This is a genomic window from Ruegeria sp. R13_0 (assembly GCF_017743995.1).
Classification (GTDB): Bacteria; Pseudomonadota; Alphaproteobacteria; order Rhodobacterales; family Rhodobacteraceae; genus Ruegeria.
The window spans coordinates 234,948-249,399 of the sequence record NZ_JAGHRB010000003.1; the positions used below are offsets into that span (position 1 = coordinate 234,948).

The window sequence follows — 14,452 nt, forward strand, 5'->3', positions numbered from 1 at the left end:
CCCATGCATTCTGACGTGCGTCAATCTGGGCCCGGCGACTGTCCCAAATGCGGGATGCACCTTGTGCCCGAGGGCGAGGTGGATGCGCATGCGCATCACCATCATTCCGCGCATCATGGCGCGACGGACGACAACGGTGAATATGACATCGTTCCGACAGGCTATGACGGACCCGTATATACCTGCCCGATGCATCCGCAGGTGCGGCAAACCCATCCTGGGTCCTGCCCACTCTGCGGCATGGGGTTGGAGCTGGAAAGCGCGGCGATGGTGGACGAGGGGCCGAACCCGGAACTGGTGGATTTCACCCGGCGCCTGTGGGTAGGTGCGGTTCTGACGCTGCCGCTTTTGGTTTTCACGATGGGCCCCTACGTTGGGCTGTCTGGTGTGCGAGAGATTTTTGGTGAGCGAACAACCCTATGGATTGAACTGATACTTGGCACTCCGGTCGTTCTTTGGTGCGGTTGGCCATTTCTGGAACGAGGGTGGAATTCGTTTCGCACCATGAACCTGAACATGTTCTCGTTGATTGCCATGGGGGTTTCGGCCGCGTGGCTGTTCAGCGTTGTCGCCGTATTGATGCCCCACATATTTCCGGACGGTTTTCGAGATTCAGAAGGCCATGTTGGGGTCTATTTCGAGGCTGCCGCAGTTATCGTTACACTTGTTCTGCTCGGGCAGGTGATGGAACTGCGGGCACGCGAAGGCACAGGAAAGGCAATCCGCGCTTTGCTGGACATGGCCGCAAAGACCGCCCGCATTATCCGCCCTGACAGCAGTGAAGAGGAAATTCCGCTTGAAGAAGTACAGGTAGGTGACCGCCTTCGCGTACGCCCCGGCGACAAGGTGCCAGTAGACGGCATTGTACTCGAAGGGCGCTCATCTGTTGACGAAAGCATGATCTCTGGCGAACCGGTTCCGGTCGAAAAGGTACAAGGCGAGCCGGTCACAGGGGCCACAATCAACGGCACCGGTAGTCTTGTAATCGAAGCAACCCGAGTGGGCTCTGACACAATGCTGTCCCAGATTGTCGAAATGGTGGCCAACGCGCAACGCTCGCGCGCACCGATCCAGAAATACGCCGACAAAGTTGCCGGATGGTTCGTGCCAGCGGTCATTGGCATCGCTGTATTGGCCTTCATTGCATGGGCGGTTTGGGGACCGGCTCCGGCACTCTCCTACGCCTTGATCGCAGCGGTGTCGGTACTGATCATAGCTTGCCCGTGCGCGCTTGGCTTGGCCACTCCGATGTCGATCATGACGGCCACGGGGAGAGGTGCACAAGCCGGAGTTTTGATCAAAAACGCCGAAGCTCTGGAACGGTTCGAGAAGGTCGATACCTTGATCGTCGACAAAACTGGCACTCTGACCATGGGCAAGCCGCAGCTGGTGGCTGTGTTACCTGAACCCGGCCATGACGAGGCCGAGGTGCTGCGGCTGGCTGCGACGCTGGAGAAGGGCTCGGAGCACCCGTTAGCTGAGGCAATCGTCACAGGTGCCGAGGAACGTGGCGTGGCCCTGTCCGACGCCAGTGACTTCGAGGCGGTGACTGGTAAAGGCGTGAAAGGCACGGTGGATGGCCGCCCCGTCGCGCTCGGCAACCTGAAACTGGTCACCGATCTCGGACTCGAGGCGACCGATCTGACGGCCAAGGCCGATGCGCGCCGGGATGACGGCGAAACGGTAATGTTCGTGATGCTTGATGGTTCAGTGGCAGGGTTGGTCAGCGTCGCAGACCCGGTCAAGGAAACCACGCCTGCAGCACTGAAAGCACTGCACGAGTTGGGTTTCCGAATTATCATGGCGACTGGCGACAACGAACGCACTGCAAAGGCGGTGGCCGAACGTCTGGGTATCGATGAGATTCGAGCCGACGTTCTACCTGAGGACAAGGCCCGCATAATTCGCGAACTGCAGGAGAAAGGCGCAAAGGTCGCCATGGCGGGTGACGGAGTGAACGACGCACCCGCGTTAGCGCAGTCCGATGTGGGCATCGCCATGGGCACCGGCGCCGACGTGGCGATCGAAAGTGCAGGCTTCACGCTGGTCAACGGTAGCCTCGATGGCATCGTGCGCGCCCGAAGGCTGGCCCGCGCTACCATGCGCAATATCCGGCAGAATCTATTCTTTGCCCTGATCTACAACGCCTCGGGCGTTCCGGTGGCGGCGGGTCTTCTGTTCCCGCTTTTCGGCATCCTGATCAGCCCGATGTTCGCCGCCTTCGCCATGAGCGCTTCGTCGATTTCAGTGGTGTTAAATGCGCTGCGATTGCGGGGGGCGAAGATTTGAGCACGCACGAGCATAGTACGCACGGCGCCAGTGGCGCGCTGAAGCCCGGATCAATCTCGCTGACCGGGGCCGTCGCCATGGGTACCGGCGTTATGATCGGCGCGGGGATATTTGCACTGACCGGACAGATCGCCGGGCTGGCGGGGCCGTGGTTTCCGCTGTCCTTCGTGGTCGGGGCCGTGGTGACGGGTTTCAGCGCTTATACCTATATCGCCATGTCCAACGCCTGGCCCTCATCGGGCGGCATCGCCATGATCCTGACCAAGGCCTACGGGCCCGGGGCGGTTGCGGCGGCGGCCTCGCTGCTGATGGCGCTGTCGATGGTGATCAACGAAAGCCTCGTCGCGCGTACATTCGCGAGCTATGCGCTCCGCCCGTTCAACATCGAGAGCGGACCGCTGGTGCCTTTGGTCGCGGTTGCGCTGATCGTCTTTGCCTATGCGGTGAACCGGTCGGGCAACCGGTCCGTGGGGTTGTGGTCGATCATCATGTCGGCGCTCAAGATCGGCGGGATCGCAATATTCGGCATCGCCGCACTTTGGGCTGCGGGCGGAACCTGGCAGGTTCAGGGCTCGGAACCGGCCGCGCCGCTGGGGTTCGTCGCCTCGGTAGCCCTGTCGATCCTCGCCTTCAAGGGCTTTACCACCATCACCAACAGCGGGGCCGAGATCCTCGACCCGCACCGCAATGTCGGGCGCACCATCATGATCTCGATCGCGATCTGCGCGGTGGTCTACCTGCTGGTCGCCCCTGCCGTCGGTGTCAGCCTGCCGCCCGAGCAAATCCGCGCGGCGCAGGACTATGCCCTGGCCGAGGCTGCCAGGCCGGTGCTGGGGCAGGGCGGGTTCTACCTGACCGTGGCGCTGGCGATGGTGGCGACGGCCTCGGGGCTGATCGCCAGCGTTTTTGCTGTGTCCCGGATGCTGGCGATGCTGACCGACATGAAAATGATCCCGCACAGCCATTTCGGCATGACGGGCAGCATCCAGTCTCACACGCTGATCTACACGGTCGTGATTGCGGGCCTGCTTGCGGTGTTGTTCGACCTGTCTCGCATCGCCTCGTTGGGGGCGTTCTTTTACCTGGTGATGGACATGGCGGTGCATTGGGGTGTCTGGCGACGCTTGCGCGGTCAGATCAAAGCCCGTGGATGGGTCTTGTTAACCGCCCTGGCGCTGGACTGCGTAGTCCTGACCGCGTTCACAATACTCAAGCTGCGCTCCGACCCGATGATCGTAGTATATGCCGTTGCTGGCATCGGCTTGGTCTTCGTCTATGAGCGCATCTTTCTCAAACAATGGATCATCGAAAAGGAGGCAAATCAGCTATGACCCAATCAAATTTCGACGAAACCCGCGCCACACAGGAGACGACCGAAAGGGTCAGCTATGACGTAACGGCCGAAGCGCCCAAAACCGAAGATCAGACGGCCAACGGTGCCAAGCGTAATTGGCTCCCGGTTGTCATTGCGATCGCGTTGGGCGCCGCTGTTCTGGGCTGGGAATACCGCGAGACACTCTATCCTTTGCTCAGTTCTCCGTTGCTGTTCTTGCTGGTCTGCGTGGGCATGCATTTCTTAATGCATCGCGGCCACGGCAAACACTGAGAACGGCGCCCTGTATGGCTGGAGGCTTTGCGGCAAGAACACTGCGCAACAAGGAGCAGCAACGGCCAACTGATCAGAACAAATTTGTAACCCAATAAGGAAGGGAAATTGCCATGTTAGCAAATCCAATTCGGAGAGCAGCAATTGAACTGCACCTGACGGCCGGTGCACTGCCTGTAAAGGCATTGCACGGTGACACCGACGAAGATCACTCTGATGAATAGGGAATGGGGCATCGCGGTGAAGAAGAGGACCAAGGCGACTGATCCACCTCGTCCGAGTCCTATCATTCGATGAACCCGTCCTGACGCACAGGAGGAACAATATGTCTGAATTTTCTGAAAGACAGGCACCTTCAGAGCCTGAAACTCGGCGCGATTTCTTATACTTCGTCACCGGCGGTGCCGCCATCGTGGCCACGGGCACGGCGGTCTGGCCACTTGTTAACAGCATGAACCCCAGTGCAGACATCTCCGCCCAAGCCGTTGTCGACATAGATCTTGAAGGTGTCGGACCAGGAACGAGGATCACTGTTAAATGGAAAGGCAAGCCGATCTTTATAGACCACCGGACTAAAGAGCGGATCGCGCTGGCGATAGCAGAAGACGATGCACCAATGATCGACCCGCAACCTGACGCCGAGCGCGTACAGCGACCGGAATGGCTGGTAGTTATTGGCGTTTGCACCCATCTGGGATGCATACCACTCGGGCAGGGCGGCAGCGAACCCACCGGAGACTGGGACGGTTGGTTCTGTCCGTGTCACGGTTCACATTACGACACGTCTGGTAGAATTCGGAAAGGCCCCGCGCCCCGCAACCTCGATCTGCCCCCTTACGAGTTCGTCACCGACACACGGGTCAAAATTGGGTGACGGCGCGGTGAACTTTGTTCAGAGGCGCGTGCCTCACCAGGTTCGTTTGTCAGTCCTCGAATATCCCTCGATCAGCGCCGCGATGCTATGTGGCGGAATTCGACATGTACCCCGCTTTCTGGAGTTTTCGAGAAGAGACCTCGCCGTCATGTTCTGAACGGAACAATTCTAATCGCTGCGCTCAAGGTTTCTGCTTCGCCCATGTTTAGACATGCCATCTTGCCTTTTGACAGGATCGCATCTGAATTGCGGGTTGAGAGGAAACGCTTTGGTCCTGAACAAGGTGCTATTTCAACCCCGTGTAAGCCGCGCGGCGATCGCGACCTGTCCCAGCGCGGCCAGGATCGCAGCGATGAACACGGCTTCGATGGCGATCATGCTGACCACCACACCGCCCACAAGCGGCGCCAGCGCCGCCGGGGCCGCAAAGCTGTTGAACCACGCGGAATAGGCCGGGCGGCGGTCGTCGGGCGAGATCTCCAGCAAGTAGCCGAGATAGCCGATGGTCACGCCGTTCATCATCGCGCCGATCAGGAAGAACAGCACCGCGAAACTGGTCAGCCCCGAACCCGTGACCACAAGCAGCAAAACCAGCACCGGAGGTCCGAGACGCACCAGTGCCACTATCCCCAGCAGGCGCAATTTGCCCGCCTGGTCTCCGATGTGGCCCCAGAGCGGATTCGAGGCCAGCGCGCCGACAGTCTGCGCCGCCAACAGCGTTCCGACATCCGCCGCCCCGAGGCCGCTGCGGCTGGCGGCAACGACATAGAACGGCAACGCCATCAGCGTCGCTGCACCAAGCCATTGGAAGATCAGGAACAGCCGGAACCGGCGGTCCTGCCGCAGCGTCGAGAAACCTTCGCGCAGAAATCCAGGCAGATTGGCAGGACGGTCCCGTGGCGCCCTTGCAGCGGTAGCGGCCTCACCCGCGGAGACAAAAAGCGTCGCAGAGACGATCATCAGCACCGCGCCGAGCCAGAATATCAGCGCATAGGCCCTGAGCGGCGGCATCACGTCGAGCGCGAGTCGCAGAACGCCCGCCACCAGAACCGCCAGAACACCGCCGCCGAAAAAGCGCCAGGCCAACATCCGGCTGCGGCGCTCGGACGGGATCGCCCGGCCGACGATGTCGTTGTAGGGCACCGCGACCACGCCGCTGGCAAAGGCATAGACCGTCCACAATCCCAGCATCCCGAGCGCCAGCGGAACCGGAGGCCAATCGACCTGAGGCCAGTCGGCCCCCCACCACAGAAGAATACCAATCATCGCGACCGTGATCGCCCGCCCATAGGCACCAAGGGCGTAGAACGGCATCCGCCGATCGGTGCGCTCGGCGAGGTAGCCCACCGCGAACTGGGGCAGCAGCCAGCCAAGACGCAGGACCGTGCTGGCATAGCCCACGGCCAGCGCGCTACCGGTCAGCATATGCACCAGACTGGCCACTACCGTCGCGCTGTCCACCGCCGCCGACCCGCCCTGAAACACCGCACCAGCACCGGCGATCCGCCAAAATCTCGTGTCTTCGGGATTACGCCTTGCCATTCGCCGCCTCTGCCTCCGCCCGGGCGCGGCGGATGTCGATGCCGCTCTGCCACAACACCGTCAGGCCGATCCCGACCACCAGAAGGATCGTCAGCACATAGTTGAACAGGATCATCAGAAGGGCGGTTTCGTCCGGAACGCCAAGCACCTTGAGCGCGAACCCCGCCCCAAAGACAAAGCTCGCCGGGATGCGCACGAAACGACCCAGAACCATGGCGAACCCGGCAAACACCATCAGGAACAGGTAATCCCACGCGCTCAGCACCACGCCAACCGCCAGCCCGGCCCACAGGAAATGGGTTGTCGCCACCAGCTTACCCGCAATGGCTGCGGCAATGGCGGCGATGCGGCGGGCCCGTGCCTGTGGCCAGACAATCCCTTCACCGAGCGCGGTGCGCAGATACGCGCCATCGGCCCCGATGCGGGCGGCAGCCCAGTCGAAGAGTCGGCAGACCAGAGGGTCTTCGCTCAGAAGTGACGCGCGGAACCGGAACAGAACCCAAAGCAGGCTGCCGAAAAGCATCAGGTTCAACAGGCCCGCAACGCTCAATCCCAGCCGCAGGTCACCCTCGATCTGTGGAATCTGGCCGGCGGCGGCCACCGCTCCGGCAAAAAGGGCGAAAACGACGCCGTCGAGGAACCGGGCGATGATCGCGGTTGCAAGCACGGTCGCCATCTTCAAGCGGTCGAGCCGAGCAACCAGCCAGGCCCGGACCAGCGGGCTGATGCCGAGCGGGACAAGGACATTTGCGCCATAACCTGCCAGTAGCGCCCCCGTCAGCCGCAGGGTGCCGACCGGTTTCACGTCGAACAGGATCTGCCGCCACTTCCAGCCGCTCATCAGCTGCTCCAGCAGGATGGTGGCGGCAAGAATCGCGATCCAGAACATGTTGGCTCCGCGCAGGCCCTGCAGAAACAGCGCAAAATCGAGGCTGCCGTAGAGCGCAAACACCAGATAGAGCGCCAGGGCGGAGCCGAATATCGGCAGCAGCCACCGTTTCAGGAAGATCCGCATATGACATCCTCGCAAGCACCAAGACCCCAATGTTTTAACCTCCGTATCATGATACGGTGTCAAGATGCCGGTGAAGGAGGGAGACCGCGATGCAACCACTTAAGATCGGCCAGGCCGCGCGCGAGACCGGGATAGGCGTCGAGACGATCCGATTTTATGAAAGGAAGGGCCTTGTCACTCAGCCGCCGCGCCCAATTGACGGCGGCGCGCGGGACTATGGTGGTGACACGCTTTGGCGGCTGAAATTCATATCCGGCGCTAAGAAGCTCGGATTTTCGCTGGCAGAAATCGCGGAAATTCTGGAGTTGCGCACGGTACCAAATACCGAGTGCGTCGCGATGCAGGCCAGAGCGCGCAAAAAGCGGGACGAAATTCAGGAACGGATCGACGGGCTTGTACGGTTGAGGAACAATCTGGACGAGCTGATAGCGGCGTGTCCGGGGCGTGGTGGAATTCAGAACTGTTCGATCGTGGGTGCCATAGAACGCAGCAGTGAGAAATAGGCGCAATTCCGGCCTTGATCGGAGGGTAGCGGAGTTGCTTGCGAACCGGGTTATTGCCAAGCAAGACCCAGAGTGGCTGGTGCAGCGAAAAAAGGAGAGCGAGGGTTCCGTCTCCGAGCAGAGTTTGCGCCAGATCATTGTGAGAAATCCCTCCGTCGCCCAGAAAGCCATATCTGATGAGTATCCGAGGGTAACGAATATGGCAGTCTCGTATCTGCGATCCGCATTCAACCCTGCCGGTGCGCTTTCACATCGGTTCAAGACAAGTTTTCCCCGGAGGGAACATGACGACGAATAACCTGAGCCGCCGCCGCGTGATGCAAGGAGCCGCGGCCCTTGCGGGAAGCGCGGCGCTTCCCGCCTTCGCGAAAACCGACCGTTTCATCCATGTCCTGAAGGATCCGAATTGCGGATGCTGCGGCTCGTGGATCAAAATCATGCGGGCGGAAGGCTTTGAATTAAGCGTGGAAAACAGTGCCTGGGAGGCCTTGAACGCTTACAAAACCGCCAACGGTATTCCAGAGGGCATGATGTCATGCCACACGGGCCGCGCGGAGGGCTACATGATCGAAGGACACGTCCCGCCCGCTGACATCCGGCGCCTGCTGGGCGAACACCCGGATGCTGTCGGACTGTCGGTTCCCGGAATGCCGTTCGGCTCGCCAGGCATGGGGCCGGAAAGCGAACGCGAAGCCTTTGACGTCTTCCTGATCCGCAAGGATGGAACCACAGAGGTGTTTGCCAGCTACCCGGCCGTATGAAGTCCCGACGGCGCTGGCAAGATCCTGAAAAACACGGCGCTCGCTTGTTCTGCCCGGTTTACGTGACATTCTTCACGGCAAACCAGTTGATCCGTGACTTCACGCCTGCCTTGTCCTACCGGGCAAGTTCCAGCCTACGGTGAAAAAATACCTGCGTCCGCCAAGCCTGATGACCGGCTTTGCGGACAAAACCGACATCCCGGTCGCCGTATCAACCGCAGCATTTGTCGCCCGCCTGAATTGGCGGGCATGGGGCCGATCCGTAGGAACAGTAGACGCAGCAATCGCCGGGAAGTGGCTTCAGGACTTTTCCGCAAGATGTGCATTCGTAGAACCACTGGCACGCATCTGTTGGCATCGTTTCAGGTCTTGAATGTCCACATTCCGGGCAGATGATCGTGCTGACAAGGTTCGGGCGTTCTTCACTCATGGCGTCACATTAAGGTTATCAGGAAATCATTTATTCGGATTTCGTTGAGTACGATAACCCAAGCGATGGTCGTTAACGCAAAACTGCCTGTCAGCCACCATTTGAGGCGGTCGAGTGAACCATGGCGGTACGCGACGATGCCAGAGAGAAACAGCAGGGCCGTCGAACCGCCGAGCACGTAATAACTCGCGGCGGCAATCTTGCCAAATACGGCCAGCCAGCCCCCTCCCAAGCCAAGTAAAATCAAGGCCATCGGCAAGATGCAGCAGGTCGCAACGCCAAATGCGGTAAACGATCCAAGAAAACTCGCCCCTACAAACTTGCTCATAGTCTGCTTTCTCCGACTTTGACGATCTTGAGCGGAAGCCGGTTCGGCTTCCTCGATTTTTGCTTCGTGCGGTTTGCGAAATTCGACATCATGACCGACAATATGCATCCTGTAGTGGCTACAGGTTCAAGGGAAAGGTCATCACATGATTGCGATTGGCGAAGTGGCGAGATTGACCGGCCTGTCGGTCGAGACGATCCGCTACTACGAACGGGAAGGCATAGTCGAGAAAACCGGTCGAACCGCCTCGGGGCGCCGCGCTTACACGGAACGGGAAATATCCGAGCTCAGATTCATCAAACGCTGCCGCGATCTTGGCTTCACTATTCAGGATGCATGCGCACTTCGCGAATTGTCCAAAGCGCCGGAGCAAGCCTGTCGTGACGCCGAAGACGTCGCAACAAAACATCTCGACAAGGTCAGGTCAAAGATCGCCGCTCTCCAACGGCTGGAGCAAGCATTGGTAGAACTTGTGCAGACCTGTACTGAAGGAGCAGCATGCCCCCTGCTAACGGCGTTGCTCAACGAGCCTGTCGTCAAAGATGTCATTAGCGGTCACTAATTGCAGCGCCCGGAAAAACCGAAACTGCCTGTCTCAGTTTGGGGAGGAGCGGCTTCATTGTCCCAGTATTTCGTAACCTTAAGCGATGACGGCCGATCTGTGTTGTATTTTTGTTGAATGAGAGAATTGCGATCAGCTTACCCTCTAGTTCGCGCTGTTAGCTATGCCGGACTGGTGATGGCGTGGATGCTCTGATGCTGTCAACTAAGGAAGAAATACCAAAGAATCTGCAAATTTTTGCCGCTTTACCCCTAGAGGCTAAGAAGCAGTTGCAATGCCTCAAGGCACATGAAGGCTTGGAATAAAATACATTGGCCCCGGAAGTTTGGATACCTTCGAGGAACGAGCATGGAGAAGGCAGATATGACAAATCCCACGTTAGTTCAGAGAATGTTATCGAAAAACCTGCTGGGTTATCTCCCAATGATCTGTTTTATATGCAGCTTTTTTGTGTCTGCCGCTACATTACAAGCCTCTGAGCTTCCCTCGATCGGTCTTGACAGAAAGATTGAAGCGCCATCCGGTGCCAAAACACTATGCAAAGATTACTCTTGGGCGTGCGCGAGCGCTCGTAGTTCTGGTCTGTCCGTGGCACAAGAAAATCAGATCGTTAAAACGATCAACACGCGCGTCAATCGGAGAATCCGTGCCGTTTCGGATCAAAGCCAATACGGGACAAAGGAATACTGGACACTGCCGACGCAAGGGTCAGGAGATTGCGAAGACTTCGCTTTGCAAAAGAAGTTTGAACTTGTGCAGAACGGTGTGGATCCTACGAAGCTACTAATCGCGACCGTCTTGGACACCAATCGCAATGGCCATGCTGTTCTAGTCTATCGCTCGAGTGAAGGCGATTTGGTTCTGGACAATGTTACCAACAGGATCAAAACGTGGAAGGAAACAAGGTATCTTTTCCTACGAATACAGGACCCGATTCACCCTGATCGTTGGGTACAGGTTTCTAGCGGCTAAACCATTGGGTAGACATTGGTTGCCTCTCGCAATTGATGTCACGACCTGCATTGTTCTGGGCGCATAGTTGAGTTTCGATGCTCAGTCCGACTCGTCCATCTGCTTGTGTTTGCACCATTGCGTGTGAACGAATTCGATCCGCGCGCCAGATATCTCGGAGGTGTCGTATTGGCCTACTGTTGGGATTCCGCAAGCCATACACGTAGACAATGGGCGCGTTTCCGCAGCGAAACCTTCCATTTGACCCGCTCAGATTGGAGTATCTCCGTCAAGTAAAGGCCACCGGGTCGAGCGCGTTACGGCGAAGATATCGAACGCCTGATTAGGACGACCATGGAGGCCGTTCATCTACTTTAGGGAAGAACGCAATTATCCCCCAAGGATAAGGGGAAATGCGACGGCTCCGGCACTGCGTCGATGACATTGGAGGAGTTCGAAGACTGGCTGCACCCGGAGATATGCCGTTATCACAACACCCATCACACCGGGTTGCGGCGAGAACCGATGGCGGCATGGGCGATCCTCGGTTGTAGTGACGCAGACAGAAAAGTTGTTAATGCCGAGGCGTTTCGCATCAGCGTACTTCCTTTTGAATGTCGTCGGTTGTCGCTACGCATTCAGTCCCATGATCGGTCGTGGTAACCGAAAGGTAACCATCAAGCACGAACCCCGCTATATGTCCCGGATCTAGACTGTAATTGACGATAGAACGAACCTAGTTACGCGCAACAAGAACCTGTCGCGTCTCGGAATTCGCCTTGGGAGGCGCGGTGCGCGCGGACCTGAAAATAGGCGTGTCATGGCGAGCCGATCCCGGAGGCAATGCTGTTTCAGATTATTGAAGAACAAAGATGTTTCGCGTGAGCTGTTTCCACTTCATCGCCTACCACCTGCTTCAGCTCAGTCTCACGTAGAAACTTAAAAATTTTTTCGTCTGATGGTTGCTTCTTCGCCCTGCCAAATCCCCGTCTCGCACTCGGTGTATTTGCAAAGTTTTCGAGGGCTAGGGCTCATGTGTCCTTCCTGCCTGAGTATGGACTCTTTTCCAGACTTAGAGTCAAAACACGTATTGAAACTGAGCTAACAACCGACCAGCAAATATGAAATCTCAGATGGAAGTTCTCGATCAAGGATCAGCCTGACGCATGTGCCTACCTAACCTCACGCTTTGCAGAACCTGCCGCGACGCGGATTCCACCCTTTATGATCAATTAGCCGCAACGCTGGAGGCATCGGGGGTGCAAGCCGAGTTGCAGCAAGTGGATTGCATGTCCGGTTGTCACCGACCACAGACGTTGGCGGTGCGACAAAGCGGCAAGACCGCCTATCTTTTCGGTGAGGTTACGGTTGTCGATCTTCCGGACATAATGATCTTCATGCGGATGTATGAGGACAGTACTGACGGCGACTTCGCTGACGCCAGGAAGCTAGGTAAGCTACGTTTCAAGGCGATTGCACGTATACCGGCACAAAAAAGATAGCCAACATGCAACTTGCCGACCAAAGCTCCGGTGTCGAGTTTTCAGCTTACAGTTTGTGTTTTTCGACTTAGCCTTCTGCACTGAACGGCTAAAATCTAAACCAAGCCTGCCATTACCTAAGATTGACCGCTGCAGAATACTATGATGTCGCTTTCGTACTTGACGGAACAAAGCACTATGGAACAATAAAGGCTTCTACGGTGTCCAAAGGTGCCTACGCACTGGGACTGAAACGGGAATGAGGACGGTGCACCAAACTACCGCACTGAAGCCTTGACCGCCCCCGCGACTGTGAGCGGCGAGCGGCCTTCCAATACCACTGGCGTAATGGCGCTGGGAAGGGGGAAGTCTGCTGTGACCTGCGAGTCAGGAGACCGGCCGTAGGATGGACACAACATATGCCGTCGGGTGTGACGGCGAGGAGGATTAAAATGACGACAAAAACGATCAAGGCATCCGCCGCTGGCGCATCCTTTCTGCCTGCAGTATTCGCCGTGGTTCTGGGTCTAGGGATCATTACCGTGACTGGCCATGTTCAGGCTTCTGGCCTGCATGACGCGGCTCATGATGTGCGCCACGCAACTGGCTTCCCCTGCCACTAAAACAATGTTCAGTCGTATTCTGACCAGCGGCTTGTTCGCTGGTGCAGCAGCGGGGCTGATTGCCGCCCTTCTGCAGTTGTATTTCGTGCAGCCAGTGCTACTTCACGCCGAGCTCTATGAGGGCGGCGACCTGGTGCATTTTGGCGCTGATCCCGTAACTGCGCATCCCGACCTGCCCGGCATGTTCGCCGAGCCGATGCGCGATGGTCTCAGCATTATCTTCACCATGCTTACCTACACCGGCTATGCGCTAGTCCTGGCGGCGCTGATGTCAGTAGCCGAACGTCAGGGGCATGAGATCAACGGCCGCACCGGCCTGCTTTGGGGTCTTGCGGGCTTTGTCGCCTTCCACTTTGCTCCTGGCTTGTCACTGGCTCCAGAAGTTCCCGGCGTAGCGGCAGCAGATGTGGGAGTGCGTCAGATCTGGTGGACGGTCACCGTTGCCGCAGCCGGCGTAGCCATGTGGCTGATTGCCTTTGGAGGTAACCTGGTAAGCTACCTGATTGCGGCCGTGCTGCTAATGGTACCGCATATTATCGGGGCCCCTGAGCCTGAGAGTTTCTCTGGGCCGGTTCCGACCGAGATCGGGGCGCTTTTTGCTGCCCGGGCCTTCGGCATCGGCATGGCCGCCTGGGCACTCTTAGGCAGTTTCACCGGCCACTTCTGGCAGACAGAAGGCAAGCGCGCAGGCGCTGCAGTCTGATCGCGCTCCTCCATTGCTACCCCGCTGGTTACACCGGCGGGTTTTTTTTATTGAGGATGACAAGATGTCCCGTTCTCTTGCTCTCTTTGCCATCGGACTTGTCTTTGGCGGCGGTGCTGGCTTTGTGATTGCCGCCAGCAGCGGTAGCACCTTTGAGAGCCATGACCATACTGACCCGGCCCAACACGGCGGCAACATGGAGATGGCAGCGCACGACCACTCCGCTGCCACTAATCTGCCTGCCGACAGCGACGCCCCCAGTGTGGCGATCCAGATGATTAAGGATCCTATGGCGGGCTGGAATCTGCGTGTGACACCGCAGAACTTTCGCTTTGCTCCGGAAAATGCCTCCACGGCTGACGTTCCAGGCGAAGGTCACGCGCATGTTTATATCAACGGCGAAAAGCTGGGCCGCCTTTATGCCAATTGGTTACACCTTCCGTCGCTCCCCGATGGCGATGTTGAAGTAAAAGTTTCTCTCAATGGCAACAGCCACAGCCCTCTGATGGTTGAGGGTGTGCCCGTGGAGGCCAAAGTGACCGTGCAGCCTGACGGCGATGACTCCTGATTGACATTCCTGGCTGAGAAGACAACTACGCGGATTCAGCGGGTCTAAGCGGCAAGTACAGCGTGCGCGCGGGTTTTTGCCGCTCTGTATCCAAGGACAGATAAGCTGTTGCAAAGCCGCGCCGAATTCCCGTCTTGTTCCTTTGGCTTGCATCGTCGGAAACCGAAAACATGAAGCAACTACAATGGGCATTTCGGTTCTTTCCATTGCTTTTTT

16 protein-coding genes and 1 riboswitch are annotated in these 14,452 nt (G+C 57.9%); of the genes, 12 read left to right on the top strand and 4 right to left on the bottom strand.

The genetic code is table 11. The features are described from left to right. Positions 1-3: 3 nt before the first annotated feature. The 4 genes from J7394_RS05500 (at position 4) to petA (ending at position 4,769) form a co-directional block, all read left to right on the top strand. Positions 4-2,289 carry a copper-translocating P-type ATPase gene (locus tag J7394_RS05500; protein ID WP_170634748.1) on the top strand — a complete coding sequence of 762 codons (2,286 nt, stop codon included), beginning with the start codon at positions 4-6 and terminating at the stop codon, positions 2,287-2,289. Beyond that, positions 2,286-3,620, top strand: a complete 1,335-nt coding sequence (locus J7394_RS05505; RefSeq protein ID WP_256439792.1) for an APC family permease — start codon at positions 2,286-2,288, stop codon at positions 3,618-3,620. The genes J7394_RS05500 and J7394_RS05505 overlap by 4 nt, the downstream gene beginning before the upstream one ends. Further along, the gene (locus tag J7394_RS05510) at positions 3,617-3,895 is read left to right on the top strand and encodes a DUF2933 domain-containing protein (protein ID WP_170634695.1); all 279 of its coding nucleotides are present in this window, start codon (positions 3,617-3,619) and stop codon (positions 3,893-3,895) included. Before J7394_RS05505 ends, J7394_RS05510 begins: the two co-directional genes overlap by 4 nt. 325 nt (positions 3,896-4,220) lie before the next feature. Beyond that, positions 4,221-4,769 (top strand): ubiquinol-cytochrome c reductase iron-sulfur subunit, encoded by a 549-nt coding sequence (petA, locus tag J7394_RS05515; protein ID WP_170634693.1) that lies wholly within the window; start codon positions 4,221-4,223, stop codon positions 4,767-4,769. A gap of 291 nt (positions 4,770-5,060) precedes the next feature. On the opposite strand, the gene J7394_RS05520 is transcribed toward petA, so the two are convergent. Together J7394_RS05520 and J7394_RS05525 are read right to left on the bottom strand one after the other, a co-directional pair. After that, positions 5,061-6,311 (bottom strand): MFS transporter, encoded by a 1,251-nt coding sequence (locus J7394_RS05520; protein WP_170634691.1) that lies wholly within the window; start codon positions 6,309-6,311, stop codon positions 5,061-5,063. Further along, positions 6,298-7,326 carry a lysylphosphatidylglycerol synthase domain-containing protein gene (locus J7394_RS05525; protein ID WP_170634689.1) on the bottom strand — a complete coding sequence of 343 codons (1,029 nt, stop codon included), beginning with the start codon at positions 7,324-7,326 and terminating at the stop codon, positions 6,298-6,300. The genes J7394_RS05520 and J7394_RS05525 overlap by 14 nt, the downstream gene beginning before the upstream one ends. Positions 7,327-7,415: 89 nt before the next feature. On the opposite strand from J7394_RS05525, the gene J7394_RS05530 reads away from it, so the two are divergent. Both J7394_RS05530 and J7394_RS05535 read left to right on the top strand, forming a co-directional pair. After that, positions 7,416-7,829, top strand: a complete 414-nt coding sequence (locus J7394_RS05530) for a heavy metal-responsive transcriptional regulator (RefSeq protein ID WP_170634687.1) — start codon at positions 7,416-7,418, stop codon at positions 7,827-7,829. 284 nt (positions 7,830-8,113) lie between these two features. Further along, positions 8,114-8,590, top strand: a complete 477-nt coding sequence (locus J7394_RS05535; protein WP_170634686.1) for a DUF411 domain-containing protein — start codon at positions 8,114-8,116, stop codon at positions 8,588-8,590. A 211-nt stretch (positions 8,591-8,801) separates the two neighbouring features. On the opposite strand, the gene J7394_RS22870 is transcribed toward J7394_RS05535, so the two are convergent. Both J7394_RS22870 and J7394_RS05540 read right to left on the bottom strand, forming a co-directional pair. Next, positions 8,802-9,020, bottom strand: a complete 219-nt coding sequence (locus tag J7394_RS22870) for a GDCCVxC domain-containing (seleno)protein (protein ID WP_247748072.1) — start codon at positions 9,018-9,020, stop codon at positions 8,802-8,804. Between the two features lie 4 nt (positions 9,021-9,024). Further along, on the bottom strand, positions 9,025-9,348 hold the full coding sequence (locus J7394_RS05540; protein WP_170634684.1) for a hypothetical protein: 324 nt from the start codon (positions 9,346-9,348) through the stop codon (positions 9,025-9,027). A gap of 145 nt (positions 9,349-9,493) precedes the next feature. Between J7394_RS05540 and J7394_RS05545 the strand changes: the two genes are divergently transcribed. From J7394_RS05545 to J7394_RS05570, 6 genes are all read left to right on the top strand, one after another. Beyond that, the gene (locus tag J7394_RS05545) at positions 9,494-9,910 is read left to right on the top strand and encodes a MerR family transcriptional regulator (protein ID WP_170634682.1); all 417 of its coding nucleotides are present in this window, start codon (positions 9,494-9,496) and stop codon (positions 9,908-9,910) included. A gap of 348 nt (positions 9,911-10,258) precedes the next feature. Next, positions 10,259-10,882, top strand: coding sequence for a transglutaminase-like cysteine peptidase (locus tag J7394_RS05550; RefSeq protein WP_247748073.1), 624 nt, complete (start codon positions 10,259-10,261; stop codon positions 10,880-10,882). 1,145 nt (positions 10,883-12,027) lie between these two features. After that, positions 12,028-12,363, top strand: coding sequence for a DUF1636 family protein (locus J7394_RS05555; RefSeq protein ID WP_170634680.1), 336 nt, complete (start codon positions 12,028-12,030; stop codon positions 12,361-12,363). 181 nt (positions 12,364-12,544) lie between these two features. Beyond that, positions 12,545-12,761, top strand: a riboswitch (cobalamin riboswitch). A gap of 33 nt (positions 12,762-12,794) precedes the next feature. Next, positions 12,795-12,965, top strand: a complete 171-nt coding sequence (locus tag J7394_RS05560; RefSeq protein WP_170481539.1) for a CbtB domain-containing protein — start codon at positions 12,795-12,797, stop codon at positions 12,963-12,965. Positions 12,966-12,969: 4 nt separating this feature from the next. Beyond that, a complete protein-coding gene (locus tag J7394_RS05565; RefSeq protein WP_170634742.1) occupies positions 12,970-13,668 on the top strand; it encodes a CbtA family protein in 699 nt (232 codons plus the stop codon). 64 nt (positions 13,669-13,732) lie between these two features. Beyond that, positions 13,733-14,236, top strand: a complete 504-nt coding sequence (locus J7394_RS05570) for a hypothetical protein (protein ID WP_170634678.1) — start codon at positions 13,733-13,735, stop codon at positions 14,234-14,236. Positions 14,237-14,452: the final 216 nt, after the last annotated feature.